The 21,509-nt window shown below is 73.2% G+C and carries 21 protein-coding genes; 13 read left to right on the top strand and 8 right to left on the bottom strand.

Annotated features, from left to right (window positions below; genetic code table 11):
* Positions 1 to 73: 73 nt before the first annotated feature.
* Both rsmA and O7611_RS01855 read right to left on the bottom strand, forming a co-directional pair.
* On the bottom strand, positions 74 to 943 hold the full coding sequence (gene rsmA, locus O7611_RS01860) for a 16S rRNA (adenine(1518)-N(6)/adenine(1519)-N(6))-dimethyltransferase RsmA (RefSeq protein ID WP_269696098.1): 870 nt from the start codon (positions 941 to 943) through the stop codon (positions 74 to 76).
* 13 nt (positions 944 to 956) lie between these two features.
* A complete protein-coding gene (locus O7611_RS01855) occupies positions 957 to 1,856 on the bottom strand; it encodes a TatD family hydrolase (protein ID WP_269696097.1) in 900 nt (299 codons plus the stop codon).
* Between the two features lie 81 nt (positions 1,857 to 1,937).
* Between O7611_RS01855 and O7611_RS01850 the strand changes: the two genes are divergently transcribed.
* A complete protein-coding gene (locus O7611_RS01850; protein ID WP_269696096.1) occupies positions 1,938 to 3,182 on the top strand; it encodes a hypothetical protein in 1,245 nt (414 codons plus the stop codon).
* A gap of 60 nt (positions 3,183 to 3,242) precedes the next feature.
* Positions 3,243 to 4,094 carry an alpha/beta fold hydrolase gene (locus O7611_RS01845; protein WP_269696095.1) on the top strand — a complete coding sequence of 284 codons (852 nt, stop codon included), beginning with the start codon at positions 3,243 to 3,245 and terminating at the stop codon, positions 4,092 to 4,094.
* Between the two features lie 57 nt (positions 4,095 to 4,151).
* On the opposite strand, the gene metG is transcribed toward O7611_RS01845, so the two are convergent.
* Positions 4,152 to 5,954, bottom strand: a complete 1,803-nt coding sequence (gene metG / locus O7611_RS01840) for a methionine--tRNA ligase (RefSeq protein WP_269696094.1) — start codon at positions 5,952 to 5,954, stop codon at positions 4,152 to 4,154.
* A 127-nt stretch (positions 5,955 to 6,081) separates the two neighbouring features.
* Between metG and O7611_RS01835 the strand changes: the two genes are divergently transcribed.
* Positions 6,082 to 6,912 (top strand): hypothetical protein, encoded by an 831-nt coding sequence (locus O7611_RS01835; protein WP_269696093.1) that lies wholly within the window; start codon positions 6,082 to 6,084, stop codon positions 6,910 to 6,912.
* Positions 6,913 to 6,925: 13 nt separating this feature from the next.
* Here O7611_RS01835 and rsmI read toward each other — a convergent pair whose 3' ends face one another.
* The gene (rsmI, locus tag O7611_RS01830) at positions 6,926 to 7,765 is read right to left on the bottom strand and encodes a 16S rRNA (cytidine(1402)-2'-O)-methyltransferase (protein ID WP_228531347.1); all 840 of its coding nucleotides are present in this window, start codon (positions 7,763 to 7,765) and stop codon (positions 6,926 to 6,928) included.
* 92 nt (positions 7,766 to 7,857) lie between these two features.
* Here rsmI and O7611_RS01825 point away from each other — a divergent pair, with 92 nt between their 5' ends.
* The 3 genes from O7611_RS01825 (at position 7,858) to O7611_RS01815 (ending at position 11,933) form a co-directional block, all read left to right on the top strand.
* Positions 7,858 to 9,528, top strand: coding sequence for a dolichyl-phosphate-mannose--protein mannosyltransferase (locus tag O7611_RS01825; RefSeq protein WP_194798679.1), 1,671 nt, complete (start codon positions 7,858 to 7,860; stop codon positions 9,526 to 9,528).
* A gap of 336 nt (positions 9,529 to 9,864) precedes the next feature.
* On the top strand, positions 9,865 to 11,157 hold the full coding sequence (locus tag O7611_RS01820; protein WP_194798680.1) for a VWA domain-containing protein: 1,293 nt from the start codon (positions 9,865 to 9,867) through the stop codon (positions 11,155 to 11,157).
* Between the two features lie 2 nt (positions 11,158 to 11,159).
* Entirely contained in the window at positions 11,160 to 11,933 is a 774-nt protein-coding gene (locus tag O7611_RS01815) for a peptidase (protein WP_269698036.1), read from the top strand.
* Positions 11,934 to 12,033: 100 nt separating this feature from the next.
* Here the strand turns inward: O7611_RS01815 and O7611_RS01810 are convergent, their stop codons facing one another.
* Entirely contained in the window at positions 12,034 to 12,309 is a 276-nt protein-coding gene (locus O7611_RS01810; protein ID WP_194798681.1) for a hypothetical protein, read from the bottom strand.
* Between the two features lie 127 nt (positions 12,310 to 12,436).
* On the opposite strand from O7611_RS01810, the gene O7611_RS01805 reads away from it, so the two are divergent.
* The 5 genes from O7611_RS01805 (at position 12,437) to O7611_RS01785 (ending at position 15,881) form a co-directional block, all read left to right on the top strand.
* Positions 12,437 to 13,093 carry a 4'-phosphopantetheinyl transferase family protein gene (locus tag O7611_RS01805; RefSeq protein WP_194798682.1) on the top strand — a complete coding sequence of 219 codons (657 nt, stop codon included), beginning with the start codon at positions 12,437 to 12,439 and terminating at the stop codon, positions 13,091 to 13,093.
* Between the two features lie 76 nt (positions 13,094 to 13,169).
* Positions 13,170 to 14,219: a hypothetical protein gene (locus tag O7611_RS01800; protein ID WP_194798683.1), complete on the top strand. Its 1,050-nt coding sequence runs from the start codon at positions 13,170 to 13,172 to the stop codon at positions 14,217 to 14,219.
* A gap of 126 nt (positions 14,220 to 14,345) precedes the next feature.
* Positions 14,346 to 15,062, top strand: a complete 717-nt coding sequence (locus O7611_RS01795) for a VOC family protein (protein WP_194798684.1) — start codon at positions 14,346 to 14,348, stop codon at positions 15,060 to 15,062.
* A 99-nt stretch (positions 15,063 to 15,161) separates the two neighbouring features.
* The gene (locus O7611_RS01790) at positions 15,162 to 15,353 is read left to right on the top strand and encodes a general stress protein CsbD (RefSeq protein WP_194798685.1); all 192 of its coding nucleotides are present in this window, start codon (positions 15,162 to 15,164) and stop codon (positions 15,351 to 15,353) included.
* A gap of 63 nt (positions 15,354 to 15,416) precedes the next feature.
* Positions 15,417 to 15,881: a hypothetical protein gene (locus tag O7611_RS01785; RefSeq protein ID WP_269696092.1), complete on the top strand. Its 465-nt coding sequence runs from the start codon at positions 15,417 to 15,419 to the stop codon at positions 15,879 to 15,881.
* A gap of 6 nt (positions 15,882 to 15,887) precedes the next feature.
* Here the strand turns inward: O7611_RS01785 and O7611_RS01780 are convergent, their stop codons facing one another.
* From O7611_RS01780 to O7611_RS01770, 3 genes are all read right to left on the bottom strand, one after another.
* Positions 15,888 to 16,751, bottom strand: coding sequence for an alpha/beta fold hydrolase (locus tag O7611_RS01780; RefSeq protein ID WP_194798687.1), 864 nt, complete (start codon positions 16,749 to 16,751; stop codon positions 15,888 to 15,890).
* 110 nt (positions 16,752 to 16,861) lie between these two features.
* A complete protein-coding gene (locus tag O7611_RS01775) occupies positions 16,862 to 18,949 on the bottom strand; it encodes a cellulase family glycosylhydrolase (protein ID WP_194798688.1) in 2,088 nt (695 codons plus the stop codon).
* A 122-nt stretch (positions 18,950 to 19,071) separates the two neighbouring features.
* On the bottom strand, positions 19,072 to 20,082 hold the full coding sequence (locus O7611_RS01770; protein WP_269696091.1) for a saccharopine dehydrogenase family protein: 1,011 nt from the start codon (positions 20,080 to 20,082) through the stop codon (positions 19,072 to 19,074).
* Between the two features lie 95 nt (positions 20,083 to 20,177).
* Between O7611_RS01770 and O7611_RS01765 the strand changes: the two genes are divergently transcribed.
* Together O7611_RS01765 and O7611_RS01760 are read left to right on the top strand one after the other, a co-directional pair.
* Complete coding sequence (locus tag O7611_RS01765; protein WP_194798690.1) at positions 20,178 to 21,116, top strand: helix-turn-helix domain-containing protein; 939 nt, start codon at positions 20,178 to 20,180, stop codon at positions 21,114 to 21,116.
* Positions 21,117 to 21,155: 39 nt separating this feature from the next.
* The gene (locus O7611_RS01760) at positions 21,156 to 21,422 is read left to right on the top strand and encodes a hypothetical protein (RefSeq protein WP_269696090.1); all 267 of its coding nucleotides are present in this window, start codon (positions 21,156 to 21,158) and stop codon (positions 21,420 to 21,422) included.
* Positions 21,423 to 21,509 lie beyond the last annotated feature (87 nt).

The following is a 21,509-nucleotide window of genomic DNA, read 5'->3' as shown; positions in this document are numbered from 1 at the left end:
CCGGACGTGGGCGGATGTCGAACGGCTTCGGCACGGTCAGCTCCTCGGCGAGGGGTCGGGCAACGGCGCCAGCCTACTGCTCGCCGCCGGGGGCGTCCGGGGCCGACGCGGCGATGGCGGCGAACTGCTCGACGGTGAGCGATTCGCCCCGGGCGCCCGGATCCACGCCGGCGGCGGTGAGCGCTGCGGCGGCCCGGTCCGCGCCGCCGGCCCAGCCGGCGAGGGCGGCGCGCAGCGTCTTGCGGCGCTGCGCGAACGCGGCGTCGACGACGGCGAAGACGGCCTTCCGGGGTACGTCGGGCCGGGGCGGCTCGCGCCGGGTGAACGCGACCAGGCCGGAGTCGACGTTCGGCACCGGCCAGAACACGTTCGGCGGGACCTTGCCGGCGGCGCGGGAGCGGGCGTACCAGGCGAGTTTGACCGACGGGATGCCGTACACCTTGGAGCCGGGACCGGCGACGAGCCGGTCGGCGACCTCCTTCTGCACCATCACCAGGCCGTGCCGCAGCGTGGGCAGCTCGGCGAGCAGGTGCAGCACGACCGGCACGGCGACGTTGTAGGGCAGGTTCGCCACCAGCGCGGTGGGCGCCGGGCCGGCCAGGTCGGCGGCGGTGACCCGCAGCGCGTCGGCCGGGTGGACGGTGAGCCGCTCGGCGGCCGGCCCGGCGAAGCGGGCGGCGGTCTCCGGCAGCGCGGCGGCGAGCGCCGGGTCGAGTTCCACAGCGTGCACGTGTGCGGCGACCGGAAGCAGGGCGAGCGTGAGCGAGCCGAGGCCGGGGCCGACCTCCAGTGCCACGTCGTCGGGAGTGAGCCCGGCGGTGGTGACGATCCGGCGCACGGTGTTGGGGTCGTGCACGAAGTTCTGGCCGAGCTTCTTGGTCGGCGTGACGCCGAGGCGCGCGGCGAGTTCCCGGATCTCCGCCGGGCCGAGGAGTCCGGTCACGCCGGGCATCCTCTCACCACGGCCCGAACGCGCGGTCGCCGGTCGCGGAGATGGTGGCGCAGAGTTCGTCCAGGTCGGTGCCGGTGGTCTCGGCGAGGAAGCGGACCGTCAGCGGGATCAGGTACGACGCGTTGGGCCGTCCCCGGTACGGCATCGGGGTGAGGTAGGGCGCGTCGGTCTCCACGAGCATCTGCTCCGGTGGGGTGACGGCGGCGGCCTCGCGCAGCGCGGCGGCGCTGCCGAACGTGACGGTGCCGGCGAAGCTGAGCAGGAAGCCGCGCCGGACGCACTCACGGGCGAAGTCGGCGTCCCCGGAGAAGCAGTGCATGATCACGGTGTCCGGGGCGCCCTCGTCGTCGACGATGCGCAGTACGTCGGCGTGCGCGTCCCGGTCGTGGATGACCAGCGCCTTGCCGTGCCGCTTGGCGATGGCGATGTGCGCCCGGAAGCTCTCCTCCTGCGCGGCCCGCCCGTCGTCGCCGGTACGGAAGAAGTCCATGCCGGTCTCGCCGACGCCCCGGACCCGGTCCCGGCCGGCGAGCGTCTCGATCTCGCGCAGCGCCTCGTCCAGGTCGGCCAGCCGGGGCGCCTCGTTCGGGTGCAGCGCGACTGTGGCGAGCACCGGGGCGTACCGGTCGGCGACGTCGGCGCCCCACCGGGACGAGTCGACGTCCACCCCTACCTGGACGAGCCGGTCCACGCCGGCCCGGGCGGCGACGTCGATCGCGGCGGCCACCGGGTCGTCGCCGGGGGCGCCGGGAGGCGTGCCGAACTCGCCGACGGTGATGTCGAGGTGGGTGTGGCTGTCCGGCACGGGTACGGGCAGCGGCTCGGGGGCGGGCGGGAACTCCCCGGCCCGGCGGGCGGCGCGCTGCTTGCGGGTCTCGGTCTGCTCGGTCATCGCGGCCAGCATCACACACCGGCCCGGTGCGGCGTTCCCGGACCGCCACCGGCTGTTCACGTGCCCCACATCTGGCGGGCTTAGCGTCTCGGAGTGACAGTCACCGACCAGGCCGGCGGGCCCGCCTCCGACCGGGCCGGGTTGCGCGTGACGTACGGCGGCCGGGTGCATCCGGCGGAGGAGATCGCCCGGGGCGCGGCGTACGAGTTGTTCAGCGCCGACGAGGCGCCCGGGTTCGAGTGGTGTCCCCGGCCCGGCACCGGCTATCCGTGGCGGCGGTTCGTGCACGCGACCGAGGTGGACGCGGTGCACGGCGGCGCGGGGTCGGCGGACGACACGGACGCGCCGCTGCTGATGCCGGTGCACCGGGACCGGGGCTGGGAGTACGTACACCGGCTCAGCCAGCAGCCGGGGGCGGCGGGTGACCCGACGCTGGCCGCGGTGCGGGCGTCGGCGGTGATCCGGCCCGGCAGCCGGATGGTGAAGGTGCTCTCCGCGCGGCAGCTCGCCGGCTACGTGCGGGGCGTGCTGCCGCACGGCTTCTGCTACCGGGAGCACGACGTGGCGCACCTGCGGACACCGGCCGGGATGGCGGTGCTGCGGGGCGACTCCGAGGGCGGCGACGTGGCGTACGCGCTGCGCTGGCGGGCCGCCGACCCGGCCGACTACGACGTGCCGGTGGGCGCGGCGCACCGAGGGCTCATGGCCTTGCCGCCCCGGGACCGGCTGGGGCCGCCGGTGCTGGGTACCGGGTTCGTGCCGAGCAGCGCGCAGCTCGTACCGGAGTTCGTCACCCGGGACTTCGCCGACCTGCCGATGCCGGCGAACGCCACGCTGCTCGCCTACCCCGTCGAGGGGGTGGAGGTGGTGCTCTACACCTACCAGGCGGAGCAGCGGGGCTGGCTGCGCCTGGCCGGGCCGCAGTGGCGGCACCTGCTCGCCGCGGTGCCCGGCCTGGCCGCCGACCAGGAGTACGTGCCGACCGGCGACGCGCCGCGCTCCACCCGGCTCGTCGGCACGTACGCGGGTTCGGAGTACGAGGCGGTGGCCGACCAGCCGGGCGGGTTCCGGGTGCTGGCGATGACCCGGGCGGCCCGGTACCCGGTGGACGCGCCGGCCCGCCGGGTACGCACGGCGGCCTGGCGCGGGGTGCCGTGCCTGGTGCTGCGGGAGGAGGGCGGCTGGCTGCGGTTGCGGCTACGCCGCCCGGATCCGGACGCGGTGGCCGCGACCGGCGCGCAGTGTCTGGAACGCGGCGTGTACGAGGTCTGGGCACCGGGTGCCGAGCTGGCCGACGACCGGGTGGTGGACCTGCCCTATCCGGCCGGCCACGAATAGACGAGGGCAGGTCGGGAAGGCGTGGTGGGTCCGAGAACCCGCGCGAGGGGGAATCCCGACATGCCTTTCGTCACCGTCGGTACGGAGAACTCCGCACCCATCGACCTGTACTACGAGGATCACGGTTCCGGTCAGCCGATCGTGCTGATCCACGGTTTCCCGTTCAACGGGGCGACCTGGGAGAAGATGAGCGGTCCGCTGCTGAACGCCGGATACCGGGTGATCACGTACGACCGGCGAGGGTTCGGCAACTCCGCGCAGCCGGCCAGCGGCTACGACTACGACACGTTCGCCGCCGACCTGGACGTGCTGATGACCGAGCTGGACCTGCGCAACGCGATCCTGGTCGGACACTCGATGGGCACCGGTGAGGTGACCCGCTACCTGGGCGCGTACGGGTCGGACCGGGTGGACCGGGCGGTCCTGATGGCCCCGTTGGCGCCGTACCTGCTGAAGGCGCCCGACGACCCGGAGGGCGTCGACAAGAGCATGTTCGAGGGGTTCCAGAAGGCGATCATCCAGGACCGGTTCGCCTACCTGACCCAGTTCTGCGACGCGTTCTTCAACGCCAGCGAGAACCGGGGGAAGCTGGTCAGCGACGAGGCGTACCACGCGCACTGGCAGATCGGCGCGCAGGCGTCGGCCAAGGGCACCCACGACTCGGTGGACGCCTGGCAGACCGACTTCCGCGCCGACCTGCCGAACATCGACGTGCCGGTGCTGATCATCCAGGGCGACAAGGACAACGTGCTGCCGTTCCCGGTGACGGGCCAGCGGCTGGTGAACATGCTGTCCGACGCCAAGCTGGTCACGCTGAAGGGTGCTCCGCACGGCACGCCGTGGACCCATCCCACCGAGGTCAACAAGGCCATCATGGAGTTCATCGGCAAGCCGAGCATGGCGACCGCCTGACCCGGCGGACGACCGCGGCCCCGGGGATCTCCCCGGGGCCGCGGTTCGCGCGTGTGTTCAGCCGGCCAGGCGGGCCAGTTCCTCGTCGACGATGGACGGGTCGAGCTTGCGGAACACCGGCTTCGGCGCCGCGAGCGGCCGGCCCACTTCCAGGGGTACGGACTCCCAGCGCGCCCCGACCGTGTAGTCACCGGTCAGCACCGGGTACGACGGCCCACCGTCGAGGTCGTCGACCTCCTCGATCACCGGCATCGGCGCGTGCACGCCGGTGCCGCCGAGCAGCTCGTGGATCTTCTGGGCGGAGTGCGGCAGGAACGGGGTGAGCAGGGTGTTCGCGTCGCTGACCACCTGGAGCGCGACGTGCAGGATGGTGCCCATGCGGGGCTTGTCGTCCTCGCCCTTGAGCTTCCACGGCGCCTGCTCGGAGAGGTACTTGTTGGCCTCGGCGACGACCTTCATGGCCTCGCCGATGGCCTGCTTCTGCCGGTGCCGGGCGATCAGGTCGCCGACCACGCCGAAGCCGGCCTTCGCGGTGTCCAGCAGCGCCCGGTCGGCCTCGGTGAGCCCCGCCGGGTCGACCGGCGGGACGGCACCGAAGTTCTTCGCCGCCATCGACACCGACCGGTTGACCAGGTTGCCCCAGCCGGCGACCAGTTCGTCGTTGTTGCGGCGCAGGAACTCGGCCCAGGTGAAGTCGGTGTCGTTGCTCTCCGGGCCGGCCACCGCGATGAAGTAGCGCAGTGCGTCGGCGTCGTAGCGCTCCAGGAAGTCCCGGACGTAGATGACCACCTTGCGGGAGGAGGAGAACTTCCGCCCCTCCATGGTCAGGTACTCGCTCGACACGACCTCGGTGGGCAGGTTGAGCCGGCCCAGTTCGCCCGGCTCGCCGTCGCGGGCGCCCTCACCGGAGTAGCCGCCGAGCAGCGCCGGCCAGATCACCGAGTGGAAGACGATGTTGTCCTTGCCCATGAAGTAGTAGGAGCGGGCGTCCTTCCCCTCCCCGTCCGCCGACCACCACTTGCGCCAGGCCTCCGGGTCGCCGGTGCGCCGGGCCCACTCGATGGACGCGGACAGGTAGCCGATGACCGCGTCGAACCAGACGTAGATCCGCTTGTCCGGGCGGTCGCGCCAGTCGTCGAGCGGGATCGGCACGCCCCACTCCAGGTCGCGGGTGATGGCCCGGGGCTGGAGGTCGTCGAGCAGGTTGCGGGAGAACCGCAGCACGTTCGGGCGCCAGCCGTCGCGGGTGTCCAGCCACTGCCGCAGCGCGTCGGCCAGGGCGGGCAGGTCGAGGAAGAAGTGCTCGGTCTCGACGAACTCCGGCGTCTCCCCGTTGATCTTCGACTTGGGGTCGATCAGGTCGATCGGGTCGAGCTGGTTGCCGCAGTTGTCGCACTGGTCGCCGCGCGCGCTGTCGTAGCCGCAGATCGGGCAGGTGCCCTCGATGTAGCGGTCGGGCAGCGTCCGGCCGGTGGACGGGGAGATCGCGCCGGTGGTGACCTTCGGGACGATGTAGCCGTTGCGGTACAGCCCGGTGAACAGCTCCTGCACCACCGCGTAGTGGTTGCGCGTGGTGGTGCGGGTGAACAGGTCGTACGACAGGCCCAGCGCCCGCAGGTCCTCGGCGATCACCCGGTTGTAGCGGTCGGCCAGCTCGCGCGGGATGACCCCCTCGGCGTCGGCCTGCACCTGGATCGGGGTCCCGTGTTCGTCGGTGCCGGAGACCATGAGCACGTCGTGACCGGCCATCCGCATGTACCGGGCGAAGACGTCGGAGGGAACGCCGAATCCGGATACGTGGCCGATGTGGCGCGGGCCGTTGGCGTAGGGCCAGGCGACCGCGGCGAGAACGTGACTCATGAGCAGCAAGCCTAGTGATTGACGTGGGTGCGCCGCGAACCAATGGGGTGCGCGCTCCGACCGTACGTCCGATTTGTCGCCGACACGCGGCGTGAGCTGCCCGACAAGCCCGACGTACCGGTGTGAAATGAACATCGTGACCAGTAGACCAGCGGCGCCCGAGCCGTCGGCCGCCGCCACCCGGCGTGCGGCGCGGCCCGCGCCGCCCGGCGGGCCCGTCGCCCCGCAGCCGCGGCTCGACCCGGCGGACCCGCCGGTGGAGGTGGAGCCGACCACCGGAGCGCCGGTGGACGCGGTGCCGAACCGCGTGCCGGTACGCCAGCCGCGCTGGCAGCGCGAGGCCGCCTCGTCCGGCGGGTGGGCGCCGATCGAGGAGGTGCACTGGGACGGCACGCCGCTGCGCGACGAGCCGCGCCCGCGTCCCGCCCCGCACCCGGCGCGGCGGGAACGCGCCCGCCCGGTCGCGCCGCCGAGCCCGCCCGCCGGGCTGGCCGTACTGCTGACGCTGAGCCTGCTCGCCGCGTTCTTCGCCTGGGTGAGCGCCGGGCCGTTCTGGCTGGCGGTGGGGCACTCGACCGGCGGCACCGTGATGATCACGCAGTGCGCGGGCGGCGGGCTCACCCAGCGCTGCCGGGGCATCTTCTCCGCCGACGGCGACCGGTTCCAGGCCCACGGGGTACGGGTCAGCGGCGTACCGGCCGGACGCACCGACACCGGCAGTTCGCTGCGGGCGCGGATGACCGGGCCGGACGGGTCCACCGCCTACGCGGACACCGGGGTCGGACGGCACCTGCGCTGGCTGCTGGGGCTGGCCCTGGTCGCCGGCTGCGCCGCCGGGATCGCCAGGTGGACCGGGGCGACCCGGCTCGCCGACGAACGGCAGCGGCGCTGGGCGGTCGGCCTCGCGCTGGCCGGGCCCGCGTTGATCACCGTCGGCTTCCTGGCCGCCGCCTGGTGAGGCGCCCGCCGCCTCAGCTGTGCACCACCGCGTACACCTCCCGCCGCCGCAGCCCGTACGCGGTGGCGACCTCGGTGATCGCGTCCCGCCGGGACAGCCCGGCCGCCTCGCGTTCGGCCACCGCCGCGCGCAGCGTCTCGTCGTCCGGCCGGACCGCGGGCGTGGCCGGTGCACCGGCCACGACGAGGGTGATCTCGCCCCGGGGGTCGCCCTCGGCGGCCCACTCGGCCAGCTCGCCGAGCGGCCGGCGGACCACTTCCTCGTACGTCTTGGTCAGCTCGCGGCACAGCGCGGCGGGCCGGTCGGCGCCGAACGCCTCGGCCAGGTCGGCGAGCGCGCCGGCGATGCGGTGCGGCGCCTCGAAGAACACCAGCGTGCGGTCCTCGGCGGCGAGCGCACGCAGCCGGGAACGGCGGGCCCCGGGGGTACGCGGCAGGAAGCCCTCGAAGCAGAACCTGTCGCAGGGCAGCCCGGACAGCGCCAGGGCGGTGGTCACGGCGCTGGGCCCGGGCGCGGCGGTGACCGGCACTCCGGCGTCCAGCGCGGCCCGGACCAGCCGGTAGCCGGGGTCGGAGACGCTCGGCATGCCGCCGTCGGTGACCAGCGCGACCGTGTAGCCGGCGGCGAGCACCTCGGCCAGTTCGGGCGTGCGCCGCTCCTCGTTGCCCTCGAAGTACGAGACGATCCGGCCGGGCACCGTCACGTCCAGGTCGCGGGCCAGCCGGGTCAGCCGCCGGGTGTCCTCGGCGGCGACCACGTCGGCGGCGGCCAGCACCTCGCGGAACCGGGCGGACGCGTCGGCCGGGTTGCCGAGCGGCGCGCCGAGCAACACGAGCCGGCCTACCTCGGACATTTCCCCCACGGCGTGCGCTCCTTCATCGACGGTCGTACCAATTTCGGAGACGACAGACGCCACCGGGCACCTTCGCAGCCTACGATCGCCGGGTGACGAGTGCGTCGACAGCACAGAGCGCGAACCCGGACCCTTCCACCACCGACCGGGGCGACGGCGCCGGGCGCGGGCTTCCCGCCGCCGTGCGGCGCCGGCTCGCCACCGTCGATGATCGCATCGGCCGAGGTCAGGCGTGGCTGGCGACAGCGGTAGTGGTGGGCGTCGCGGCGATCCTGCGCTTCGTGGGGCTCAGTTTCCCGCCCGGGAAGATCTTCGACGAGACCTACTACGCCAAGGACGCGTACGGGCTGATCGACCGCGGCTTCGAGTGGAACTACAAGGACAACGGCCCCTCGTACGTGGTGCATCCACCACTGGGCAAGTGGATGATCGGCATCGGCGAGTGGGCCTTCGGCTACCAGGACGCGGACAGCGGCGTCTCGGTGCCGGGCCACCTGATCACCACCTCGCCGGAGTTCGGCTGGCGCTTCGGCGCGGCCGTGGCGGGCACCCTGTCGGTGCTGCTGCTGGTCCGCATCGGGCGGCGGATGTTCCGCTCCACGGTGCTCGGCTGCGCGGCCGGTCTGCTGCTCGCGCTCGACGGCTATCACCTGGTGCTGTCCCGCACGGCCATCCTCGACATCTTCCTGCTGCTGTTCGTGCTCGCCGCGTTCGGCGCGCTGGTGCTCGACCGGGACGCCCGGCGGCGGCGCTGGGCGCGGGCGCTGGAGGGCGGGCTCGACCCGACGCAGCCGGGCCGGGCCGGCCGGCCGTCGTCGGGCTGGCGGGACTGGCCGTGGTGGCGGCTGGCCGCAGGTGTGCTGCTCGGCTGCGCCTGCTCGGTGAAGTGGAGCGCGCTCTACTTCGTACCGGCGTTCGCGTTGCTGGTGCTGCTCTGGGAGGTGGGCGTCCGCCGCTCGTCCGGGGTACGCCGGCCGTGGCGCGACGCCGTGCTCGACGAGCTGCCCTGGCTGCTCGCCGCCGGTGTGCTGATGGTCGTGACCTACGTGGCGACCTGGTCGGGCTGGCTGCTCGGGCAGGAAGGCTACTACCGCCTGGCGGAGCGCTACCCGAACAACCCGGAGCTGAGCGACACCCCGTTCATCGGGGCGCTGATCAACCTGTGGGAGTACCACAAGGCCGCGTACGGCTTCCACACCCAGCTCGACGATCCGCACAAGTACCAGTCCTGGCCCTGGCAGTGGCTGCTGCTCGGCCGCCCGGTGGCGTTCCACTGGTCCGGGGACGGCAGTTGCGGCGCGCCGAGCTGCGCCTCGGAGGTGCTGCTGCTGGGCACGCCGCTGCTGTGGTGGTCGTTCCTGCCGGCGATCGCCGCGACCGCCTGGCTCGGCCTGGCCCGGCGCGACTGGCGGGCGGGCGCGATCCTGCTCAGCGCCGCCGCCGGCCTGCTGCCGTGGTTCTGGTTCGCCCTCGACGGCCGGACGATGTTCTCCTTCTACGCCGCCCCGGCGGTGCCGTTCCTGGTGCTCGCGGTGGTCTACGTGCTCGGCGCGATCGCCACTCCCGCGCCGGTGTCGAACACAGCCGCGCCACCGGACCCGCAACAGGTCCACGACAGGCGGCTGGTGGGCGGGATCATCGCGGGTGCGTACGTGTTGCTCGTGGCGCTCTGTTTCGCCTACTTCTACCCGATCTTCGTGGGCCGGGTGCTGCCGTACGCGGACTGGTCGGCCCGGATGTGGCTGGACGGCCGCTGGATCTGAGGCGGGGTGCCGGGTGCCTGCGCGGCGCCCGGCACGGCGCGTAACACTGCGCGGCGCCTGACGCAAAGAAAGCGCGCCCCGATCGCCTGCCACGGGGGAAGCGGGCGATTGGGGCGCGCAAGACAGAGCTTAACCACACTCCGGCAACGGCACAACGGGTGCGGGCCGGTCAGATTTCCGACGAGTGCACCACCGGCCGAAAGGTTTACATGGTGCAGCTAACGGTGGGTGGCCGAGCGCGACGGTGACGGCCCCGGCGGACGCCGGAAACGGGCCTCCGGCGGGCACCCGCGACCCGGGTGATCTTCCAAAGTGGATCTCACTACACTTCGGCCGGTGATCAACAAGAGACGATCGACGGCCGTCCTCATCGGACTGCTGGCGGCGGCCGCGATGATCGGGCCGAGCCCCGCCGGGGCCGACGACGAGACCACCGAACCCGTCGCCGAACCACCCAAGGTCGAGCTGGTCCTCGACGTCAGCGGATCGATGCGGGCCCGCGACATCGACGGGCGCAGCCGGATCTCCGTCGCGCAGCAGGCGTTCAACGAGGTCGTCGATGCCCTGCCGGACGAGACACAGCTCGGCATCCGGGTGCTCGGCGCCACCTACCGGGGCAAGGACAAGAAGCAGGGCTGCCTGGACACCCAGCAGATCGTGCCGGTCGGCCCGGTGGACCGTACCCAGGCCAAGGCCGCCGTCGCCGGGCTGCGCCCGACCGGTTTCACCCCGGTCGGGCTGGCGCTGCGCTCCGCCGCGCAGGACCTGGGCACCGGCAGCACCGCCCGCCGGATCGTGCTGATCACCGACGGTGAGGACACCTGCGCCCCACCCGACCCGTGCGAGGTGGCGCGCGAGCTGGCCGCCCAGGGCACCCGCCTGGTCGTCGACACGCTCGGCCTGGCGCCGGACGAGAAGGTCCGCAAGCAGCTGCTCTGCATCGCCGGCGCGACAGGGGGCACCTACACCGCCGCGCAGAGCGCCGACGAGCTGACCGGCCGGATCAAGCAGCTCGTCGACCGCGCCCGGGACACGTACACCGCCGCCCCGGCGGTCGTCGGCGGCGGCTCGGCCTGCGAGGGCGCGCCGCTGCTCGCCCCCGGCGTCTACAGCGACCGGGAGGCGTTCTCCGAGCACCGCTGGTACCGGGTGCCGGTGCGCCCCGGGCAGGAACTGCGCGCCTCGGTCAGCGTGGCGCTGGACCGCCCGGTCAACCCGGACTACGGCGTGCTGCTGCGTGCCACCGCGCCGGACGGGCGGGAACTGGTCCGGGGCGTCGACGCGGGCAGCGGGCGTACCGACGTGGTCTCCGCCGGACTGCGCTGGTCGGCCGCTGAAGAGGAGGAGGACGGGCCGAGCCCGGAGCCGAGCGCCGGCACGGAGCAGTCCGTACGGACCGTCTGCCTGGTGGTCAGCAACTCGTTCGCGGCCAAGCCCGGCACCCAGGCCCGGCCCGGCATGCCGGTCGAGCTGACGGTGGACGTGGTGGCCGCCTCCCCCGCGCCGGACGGACCGGACCTCGGCCGCGGCTGGGTGCTGCTGCTCCTGCTCACGCTGGCCGGACTGCTCACCGGGCTGCTCGCCGGACTGCTCACCCGCTGGTGGGTGCACACGTGGAGGACGAACTGAGCATGCGTACGCTGATCCGCGCCGCGGCGGCGACCACCGCCGTCGGACTCGCCCTCACCCCGGCGGCGGCCCTGGCCGCGCCGAGCCCGTCACCGGGCGCGACCACGGTGACCAAGGCCGGCACCTCGTTCCTCACCGCCACCACAGTCACCGCCGGTCAGCCGGTGCAGGTGGGCGCGTCGACCGGCGACCACCTGTACTGGTCGTTCCGCGCCGACGCCGGGCAGGTGCACGAGGTCACCGCCACCGTCACGTTCCCGAAGTCACGCAGCGGCGCGTCCACCTGGACCGTCGACGTCTTCGACGGGCTGCGCCGCCGGCAGGCGTGCACAGCGGGCGCGCAGACCCCGACCGCCGGCGCGTCGGCGACGAGCGTCGCGCTCGGCTGCACGCTGCGCCGGCTACGGCCGTGGGCCGAACCCTGGTCGGGCGACCCGCTGCCCGGCACCTACTACATCCGGCTCTCCGTCACCGACCTGCCCGAACCGGACCTCGGCCTGCCGATCGAGGTGGAGATGCTGGTCGGCGCGACCGACGAGGGTGGCGCGTCCGGCGACGACGGCGAACTGGCCGCGCCGCTGGTGCCGAACACCAGGGCCGGCACGGTGCTCAGCACCGAGCCGACGCCCGAGCCGGTGGCCGAGGAGGAGACCGACCTGACCGGGTGGCTCCCCGAGGCCGGATCGCGCTGGGTGTGGACCACTGTGGGCGGGGTGCTCGCCGCCGTGGCCGGCGTGGTCGGCTTCGGGCTCACCCGGCGGCCCCGCCGCCCCTGAGAACCGCCGCCCCCTGAGAACCGCCGCCCCTGAGAACGGCCGTCCCTGAGACCGCAGCCGGTGGCCGCCGCGAACCCGACGCGGCGGCCACCGGACGCGCTCACGCCTCGGCGATACGCGGACCGCGCGGCACCCAGCCGATGAACCGGTCCTGGAGCGCGGTGACCGGCACGGAGCGCAGGTCCTGCGTCGCCGCGGCGAGGCAGGATCCGAGATAGACGCTCAAGGACGCCCGGTCCACCTGGTACTCGCTCAGCAGGTGGTGACGTTTCGTGGCGCAGGGCCAGTCGTCACCGCACGAGCCGCAGGTCCAGCCGGGGGTCACCGGCACGTGTTCGCCGCCGGCACTCCCCGGAACCTCCGCGCCAGGCGTCATCGGCCGCTCCTTCCGGGTCAGGAATGGGTGGTGATGGACCGGTTGCCTCCCCGCAACGTTCCTTCAGCGCCGCGGCACGCCCAAGCGTTACGGTACGTTCACCGCGTGTCCCCGTCATCCACCACTCGTGCGTGATCTGCTCCCGGCCGCTGTCGCCGTCGCGCTGGCCGGCCCGGCCGACTGGACCGGTGAGCTGCTCCCGGCCGAACTGAGCGCTCTCGGCGAACGCGCGGTCCCCGGCCGCCGCCGCGACTTCACCGCCGGGCGCGTCTGCGCCCGCCGGGCGCTCGCCGCGCTCGGCCTGCCCGCCACGCCGGTACCCGCCGGCGCCGACCGGGCCCCGATCTGGCCGCCCGGCGTGGTCGGCGCGATCACCCACACCCGGGACTACTGCGCCGCAGCCGCCGCCCGGGCCGCCGACGTGCGCGCCGTCGGCATCGACGCCGAACGCTACCGGCCGCTCTCCCCGGGGGTACGCCGGAAGGTGTGCCGTCCCGACGAGGAGGCGGACCTGGCCCGGCTGCCGGCCGGCACGCCCTGGCCGACGGTGTTGTTCAGCGCGAAGGAGACCGTCTACAAGGTCTGGCACCCGCTGGTCGGTACGTGGCTGGGCTTCGCCGACGCGCGCGTCACGCTGGACCCGGAAGCGGGCACGTTCCACGCCGAGATCGCACCGGTCCGGCTCGCCGCCGCCCCGGTGCCCGATCCGCCGTCGGCGGTCACCGGACGGTTCGCCGTGGACGACGACCTGGTCCGCACCGCGGCCGTCCTGCCACGTCGATGAGGCACTACCGGCCGGCTTGTGCCCGGCTTGTACCGTCGTTGCGACGGAAAATCCCGAAGGCGCCCCAAGGAGTACGGTGAGCCACCCTCAGCCTCCGTCCGGTTCACCGGACCCCAACCAGCAGCCACCGGAACCGCCGACTCAGGCGTTCCCCACCGCACCGATGCCGCCGGTGCCGGACAGCCCGTACGCGCCGCCGCCCGCCCCGACCTCGGGTGCGCCCTATCCCCCGCAGCCGGGTCCGGGCGAGCAGTACCCGCCCGCGCCCGCTCCCACCACGGCGTTCCCGCCGGCGCCGCCCACCTCGGGCGCGCCCTACCCGCCACCGGGCGGCGAATACCAGCCCTCGGCCGGGGCGTACCAGCCGCCGGGGTTCGAGTACCAGGCCCCGGGCGCCGCGTACCAGCCGCCGGGGTCCGCGTACCAGCCGCCGGGCGGGGCGTATCCGCCGCCGGGCGGTGGGGCGTACCCGCCGCCACCGGGAGCGCCGTTCGGGCCGCCGGCGAAGAAGTCGAACAAGAACGTCTGGATCACGATCGGCGTCGTCGCCGTGATCCTGCTGCTGCTGTGCTGCGGTGGCGGCATCTTCGCCATCTACAGCGGCGCGAAGAAGACCCAGGATGCGATCGACTCGCTGCCCACCCCGGGCGTCACCTACGGCCAGCCGACGGCTGACGCCCCGACGGGGGTTCCCACCGGCACGCCGCAGCCGGGCAACACCGACGACAAGACGTTCAACATGCCGGCCGGCGACAGGCTGGTCGTCAACGACGACCGCGGCACCATCGAGATCACCGTCGGCAACTTCCGGACCCGGAACGCCGCCTGCAGCGAGGTCATGCCCGGACCGAAGAACGGCATGTTCCTGATCGCCGACGTGACCGCCGAGATCACCAAGGGCACCGGCTCGATCAACCCGTTCTACTTCACCTGGGTCGCCACGGACGGCACCGAGGAGAGCGGCATCGGCGGCGCCTTCTCCGGTTGCGGCAAGCTGATGACCTCGGGCACCAACCTGCCCGTGGGTTCCAAGCGCAGCGGCCAGCTCATCTTCGACGTGAAGGACCAGAACGGCGTCGTCGAGTACCGGCACCTCTTCCGTCCCGCCGGGTCCTGGAAGCCCTGACCCACGCGTGCCCCGCACGGGGGCCGGTCCACAGCGGACCGGCCCCCGTGTCCGTTCGGGTGACGCCGGCAGCCGATCGGCCATTTCCATGTGCGCGTGCCGGCCCCCGGTTGCCAGGCTCGGGGCATGGCTAACGAGACGACGATCCCGCTGCTGCCGTGCCGGTCCCTGGACGACGTGGCGCCCTTCTACCAGGCCCTCGGCTTCGAGGTCACGTACCGGCAGGAGCGCCCCAACCCGTACGTGACGCTGCGGCGGGAGGATCTGCACCTGCACTTCTTCGGGATGCCGCAGTTCGATCCCGCCGACTCGTACGGCTCCTGCCTGGTCGTGGTGGACGACCTGGTCGACATCCATCGCGCCTTCGCCGACGGCATGCGGTCCACGTACGGCAAGGTGCTCGTCTCCGGCGTACCCCGGATGACCCGGCCCCGGCCCCGCCGCAACCAGGAGGGCCATTTCGGGTTCAGCATCGTCGACCCCGGCGGCAACTGGATCCGGTTCGTCGGGCGGGCCACCCCGCCGGAGACCGACAACAGGGGTGGGCTGGCCCGTACGCTGCGCAACGCGGTGGTGCAGGCCGACTCGCGCGGCAATCCGACGCAGGCCGCGCGGATCCTCGACGGCGCGCTCGCCCGCCCGGAGGCCGCCGACGACCCGGCCGTCCACGTGGAGGCACTGGTCTACCGGGCGGAGCTGGCGCTGCAACTCGACGAGCCGGAGTCCGCGCGGGAGCTGGTGCGGCAGGCGCGCTCGATCCCGCTGGACGACGGTTCACGCGACGCGCTGGCCGACACGATGCGGCACGCCGAGGATCTGCTCACCGCCCTGCCGCCCGCGTGACCGCACGACCGTCCGGTGGCGGCGGTTTGCCGTAGCGGTCAGCGGGGACGCGACGCGGCAGGCGGCGAGCGCCGCCACGCGACGATCCGAGGAGGCGGCATGAGCGTCGAGCGCGCGAGGAACGACCTGGAGGACCTGGCCGGTCCGGCCCGGGCCCGTCTCGGTGACCTGAACCAGGACGAACACGCCGAAGCGGACCGGGTACGCGAACAGGACGAGATCCGGGGCAAGCGCCCCGGCGAGCACATCCAGGCGGACGCCCGCGACGCCGACGACGACTTCTCCACCTGACCCGGTGTCACCAGAGATCCTGCGTGGAGAAGCAGTGTCGGGGGTGGTTCCTATCCTGGGGCGATGCCTCTCACCGACGCCACCGGGTCCTGGACGGGCACCAACGGGTTCCGGCTGATGCCCGCCGATCCGCTCGCCGAGTCGCCGGCCGTGCTCACCGTCGCCACCGCGGCCGGCGGGCACCTGACCACCGTGTCGTACTCGTGGAGCCACCCCGACGACGGCCCGCAGGACGGCCTGCTGGTGATCGCCGCCGGTGACCGGCCGGGCTCGCTCGTCGCCTGGTGGGGCGACTCGTGGCACCAGCAGCCGGCACCGATGACGCTCAGCGGCGCGACGGGCGGAGCGGCGGTGGTCGAGCTGACCGCCGGGTACGGCGGCGGCTGGGAGTGGCGGATCGTCCTCGACACCGCCGACCCGGCCCTCCTGCGGCTGAGGATGGAGAACGTCGTTCCCGTGGACCAGGCCGGGCCCGGCACACCGGCCGGGCCCTACCCCGCGATGCTCACCGAGGTGCGCCGGGCCTGAACCCGATCAGGCGTCGAGGATCTCCCGCAGCCGGCGCGCGAACGCCTCCGGCTGCCCGGCGTAGCCCATCCCCTCGCCGAGGAACCCGCCGTGGTGGCTGGGGAAGACCGCGGCCTTCCCGCCGAGCAGCTCGGCCGTGGCCACCGACGTGCGTCCGGTGAGGGTGTCCGCCGATTCCTCGCCCACCGCGACGACGACCCGGGTACGCGCCGCGCGCAGCGCGTCCACGTCCGGCCGGAAACGGGTGACCGCCGCCGCACGGTCGGAGAGCAGCGGGTCGTCCCGGCTGCCGTCGTCCTCGGTCGGCATGCCGAACGCGGCCGGGTCGGGCAGCGGCTGGGCGAAGTACTCGTCGGTGAACTCGCCCCGCCACGACGTCATGGCCACGAACGCCGCCATGCCCGCGCCCCAACCGCTCTTCCGGTACGCCTCCTGGCAGGCGGCCGTGGCTCGGCGGGCGGCCTCGGCGTCGGGCAGCACCTGGATCAGCGGTGGCTCGTGCGCCACGAGCGTGGCCAGCGCGTCCGGGTACGCGGCCACCAGGGCGAGCGCCGTGACCGCGCCGCCGCTGCTGGCGAACATGTCCACCGGTCCCGCGCCGAGGGCCTCGATGATGTCGCGTACGTCCCGGGCCTGGACCTCGGGCACGTCGTCGCCGCGGCCGTCCTTGCGGACGCTGCGCCCGAGCCCGCGCGGGTCGTACGTGACGACGGTGCGGTCCGGGAAGTACGACGCGAGCGTGGTGAAGCCGTCGGCGCACATGGGCTGACCGATCATGAACAGGGGACGGTGCCCGGCCTCGGCCGCCGTGGGGGCGTGGACGTCGTAGACCAGGTCGACCTCTGGAGTCTGGAGAGTGAGCGTCTTCATGCCTGTGTCGACCGGCGCCGGCTCCGGAAGTAATCGGTCCGGCGGAAACCGGTGCCGGGCGCGGCTCGCGGCGATGTCGACGCCCACCGCCGCGAGCCGTGCCGTCGCGGTCAGCTCACCGTGCCGGTGACGGTGCTGCCGGACTTCGTCACGTAGTAGGTCAGCTTCGTGCCGCTCCAGAAGTGGAACGTCAGCGTGACTCGCTGGCCGTCGTTCACCTCGGCGAAGAACTCCGGCTTCAGCGCGATCGTGTTGCCGGTGTAGTTCGGCGCGAACGTCACGTCGAACTCCTTGTACGAGGTCCAGTTGTGCGGTCCGGCGTTGCTGCCGTCGGCGTACTTCGCCTCCATCGTGGCGAGTTGGTCGCCGCGGAACTGCGCCGGCAGTGTGAACGCGGCGGTGGTGCCGGTGGCGTTCGACAGCACCGGCGGGTCGTACGTGATGATGCTGATCCGCCACGGCACACCGGCGGAGAAGCGAGCCGTCAGGTTGGCGTTCACCCCGTACGCGCGGGAGCCGACCAGCCGGGTGAGCGCCGACGCGGTGAGCGTCAGGGTGCTGCCGGAGACCGTGTAGTCGGTGCCGTTGACCAGGTCGGTGGTGCCCTGCCGCAACCCCTGGAACGTGGTGCCGTTCAGGTTGAGCGTCAGGCTCTTGGCGGTGATCGAGCCGGTACGCGGCACGTACACCTGGTCGCTGGACGCGGTGCCGGAGCGGGTGGTCCAGCTCGACTTGATCTGCGCGAACAGCTCCGGGTCCTTCCAGACGAAGGACGTCCGGTCGAAGTGCTGGCCGTTGTCCCAGAGCTGGGTGGTCAGTTTGCGGCTGCGTGCGTAGTGGCCGAGGAACTCGAAGAACTTCAGCTTCTCGCCCTGCTCGATGGTGCCGGTGTGCCGGTCGAAGCCGAGCAGCCCGTACTCACCGATGATCACCGGGATGTTGCGGGTGACGAAGGCGTTGTAGACGCGGTCGAACTGGTCGGTCAGGTCCTGCTGGACCGTGGCGTCGAACCGGGTGCCCCCGGCGACGTTCACGCTGAACGGCCAGTACCCGTAGAAGTGCACGGTGGCGATCAGGTTCGGGTCGTTCAGCGTGTTGAACGTGCTGACCAGCTCGTCCACCCGGGCCTGCTCGGCGGAGGTGTGCAGGGTCGGCAGGACCAGCAGCCGGGTGGCGTTGTTCCCGCCGGACTGGCGGACGATGCGGTGGAACGAGGTGTTCAGCTCGTTGAGCAGCGTGGCGTTCTGCGCGTCGCCGGAGCTGCCGGTGAACTGCGGCTCGTTGACGCTCTCGAAGGTCAGCTTCGGCGAGGAGTCCTTGAACGCGGCGGCGATCTGCGTCCAGAGCGCGTTGTAGCGGTTCAGCACGCCTGTGCGGTCGGTGGGCATCGTGTTGATCCACTGCCACGAGTCGTGGTGGATGTTGAGCACCACGTAGAAGCCGTCGGCGAGCGCCCAGCCGACCACCTCGCGTACCCGGCTGAGCCAGGCCGCGTCGATCGTGTAGTTCGGCGCGGCGCCGTGGTGGTTGCTCCAGGTCACCGGGATGCGGATGCTGTTGAAGCCCTGCGCCCGGACGTTGTCGAGCAGCGCCTCGGTGACACGCGGGTTGCCCCACGCGGTCTCGTCCGCGCCGACCGCGTCGAAGGAGTTGCCGAGGTTCCAGCCGGGCTGCATGGCGGCGACGGCGGCCATGGCGTTGCCGGCCGGCGGCGGAGTCGTGGGCGGCGGCGTGGTCACCGGGGGCGTGGTGGCCGGCGCGGTGGTCCCGACGACACCGCCGGTGCAGGCGACCCCGTTCAGCGAGAACGCGGTGGGCGCCGTGTTGGTGCCGGTCCAGGAGCCGTTGAAGCCGAACGAGACGCTGCCGTTCGTGGCGATGGCGCCGTTGTAGCCGACGTTCGTGGCGGTGACGTCGGCGCCGGAGGAGGTGACGTCGGCGCTCCACGCCTGGGTGACCCGCTGGCCGGACGGGAACGTCCAGCGCAGGGTCCAGCCGTCTATCGGATCACCGAGGTTCGTCACGCCGACGTTCGCGGTGAAACCGCCGGGCCACTGGCTGGCGGTCGTGTAGGTGACGCGGCAGCCGGCCGCCGCCTGGGCGTTCGTCGCCATCACGGCGGTGCCGGTCACGAGGGTGGCGGCGGCCGCGGCGACCAGGCCGACCCGCAATCGGGCGGTACGGGGAGAGCGGAACATGGTGGTTCCTTCGTGGTGGGTGGGGCGCGTGGACGGGGAAGGCGGGGCGCGCACCCGCCCAGCGCGAGAGTAAGTTTGGAATCCAAACATTGTCAATCGGCAGACGTGGATACGGAAGCGCGTCAGGCAGTCGGCAGACTCTCGACGGTGAGGTGCGCCGACAGCGCGCGCAGGAAGTCCGGCGCGTCGAAGATCCGCCCGGCCGAGGCGACACCGGTCGCCCGCGTCCGCCCCGTCAGGATCCGGTGGACCGCCTCGACCGCCAGGGGCGCGCTGACCGCGTAGATGTCCTGCCCGTGGGCCACCACCCGCCGGCGGACGTCACCCGCCCGCACCACCACGTCGACGGTGAACGTCTGTGCCGACCGGCCGCGCTCGTCCACAGCGGCCGGAGCGTCCCCGGCGGCCAGGTCCCCCGCCGCGTTCACGGTCATGTAGGTGCACACCTCCGGGATGTCCAGGTGGCTCGGCACCGTCACCACGTCGGCCATGCTGAACTCCCCGAGCACCGGCCGCACCCCCAGCGGCGCCGGGAACTCCCAGTCCCGCCGGGGCAGGTCGCCGTCGGCGTACACCAGGCGCCCGCCGGTGAAGCGGATCCGCCGGCCGTCGCGGCGCACGCGCGAGACGACGCCGGAGGCGACCGTCCCGGCCGTCGGGTGCCAGCTGCTCAGCCCGTACGCGACGTGCGCCTCGTCGGCCGCCGCCCAGTCCCCCGTCGCGGCGGTGACCAGCAGGTCCCCGAGCCCGCCGAAGAACGCCATCGCGGGCACCACAGCGACTCCGACGGCCTCGGCACGCTCGGCGTAGTCGGCGAACGTGTCCCGGTTCGCCTCGATCTCGGCCGCCACGTCGACGTAGGGGATCCCGGCCCGCAACGCGGCCTCGATCAGCGGCCCGGCGGTCGAGGCGAACGGCCCGGCGCAGTTGACCACCGCCGCCACCCCGGCCAGCGCCCGGTCCAGCGTGGCCGGGTCGTCGACCGACGCCACCCGCTGCTCCGTCCCCGGAAACGCCGCCGCCAGCTTCCCGGCGTCACGCCCCACCGGCAGCGGCTCGTACCCCCGCTCCCGCAGCTCCGCCATCACGAACCGTCCGGTGTGCCCGTACGCCCCGAACACCGCCACCTGCATGACATTTCCCCCTCGAAGATCGACTGAAATGATCCTCGCCGGGATCCGAGAGCCGGGACAGTGGCGCAAACGCCAATGCCCGTACAGTTTCGGACATGACCCTGATCGCGCTCGCCGCCACCGACGGGATGCTGCACTTCGAGCTGGCGGCGGCCTGCGAGATCTTCGTGCGCGACCCGACCGGCCTGGCCGACCCCTGGTACGACCTGGTGGTCTGCGGTCCCGGCCCGGTCGGCGTCGGCCGGTTCGCGGTCACCCCCGACCACGGGCTGGACCACCTCGCCCGCGCCCACACGGTGATCGTCCCGGCGATCGAGGACACCGACGCCGAGCCGCCGTCCGACCTGGTCGACGCGGTCCGCGCCGCGCACGGGGCGGGCGCCCGGATGGTCTCGTTCTGCACCGGAGCGTTCGTGCTCGCCGCCGCCGGCGTCCTCGACGGGCTGCGCGCCACCACCCACTGGGCGCACACCGAGGCGCTCGCCGCCCGCTACCCGCGCGTGCAGGTCGACCCGGACGTGCTCTACGTGGACAACGGCGACGTGCTCGCCTCCGCCGGCAAGGCCGCCGCGATCGACCTGTGCCTGCACCTGATCCGCCGCGACCACGGCTCGACTGTCGCCAACGCCGTCGCCCGCCGCCTGGTGGTGCCGCCGCACCGCGCGGGCGGCCAGGCCCAGTACGTCACCACACCCGTCCCGGCCCGCGAGGACCACCCGCTCGCCGCGCTGCTGCCGTGGGCGATGGCGCGGCTGGACCGCCCGCTCACAGTCGCCGACCTGGCCCGCCAGGCGGCCATGAGCACCCGCAACCTGGTCCGGCACTTCACCGCCGCGACCGGCGCCACGCCGTCGCAGTGGCTGGCCACGCAGCGCATCCGGCGGGCGCAGGAACTGCTGGAGAACACCGACGACAGCATCGACGCCGTCGCGGAGGCATCAGGCATGGGTACGGCGACGACATTGCGCCGCCACTTCCAGCGCACCGTCGGCGTACCGCCGGACACCTACCGCCGCACGTTCCGCCGCGGCTGACCGGGTTGCCGGCACGTCGGCCCGGGTAGTCGATCCATCATGGATCGGATCCCGGGTTCGAAACAGCGTTTGTGGAACACCTATCCGGAGGCCACGACCGGGCAGTGGACGACCGCCGTCGTCGTGGCCCTGGCCCTCTCGGCGCCGGCCGGCCTGCTCTGCGTGTGGCTGGCCACGTCGCTGCTGAGCGGGACCCACTGGCTGCTGCAGACGCTCGCCTTCGCCGTCGTCGGTCTCGTCATCGGCGGTGGCGCCCTCGTCCTGCTGTCGAAGCTCGCCGGGCGCGGCGGGCGCCGGGCGGCCTGAACGAATCTGCCGTCTGCCTGCCCTTCGGGGCCCGGGCGTTCCGGCCCGAGGGCTATGGTCGGTTCGTGCCGCCCGAGGGGACGGTCG

Source organism: Micromonospora sp. WMMC273 (assembly GCF_027460285.1).
Lineage (GTDB): Bacteria > Actinomycetota > Actinomycetes > Mycobacteriales > Micromonosporaceae > Micromonospora > Micromonospora aurantiaca.
This window is presented reverse-complemented; position numbering and strand designations above follow the sequence as displayed.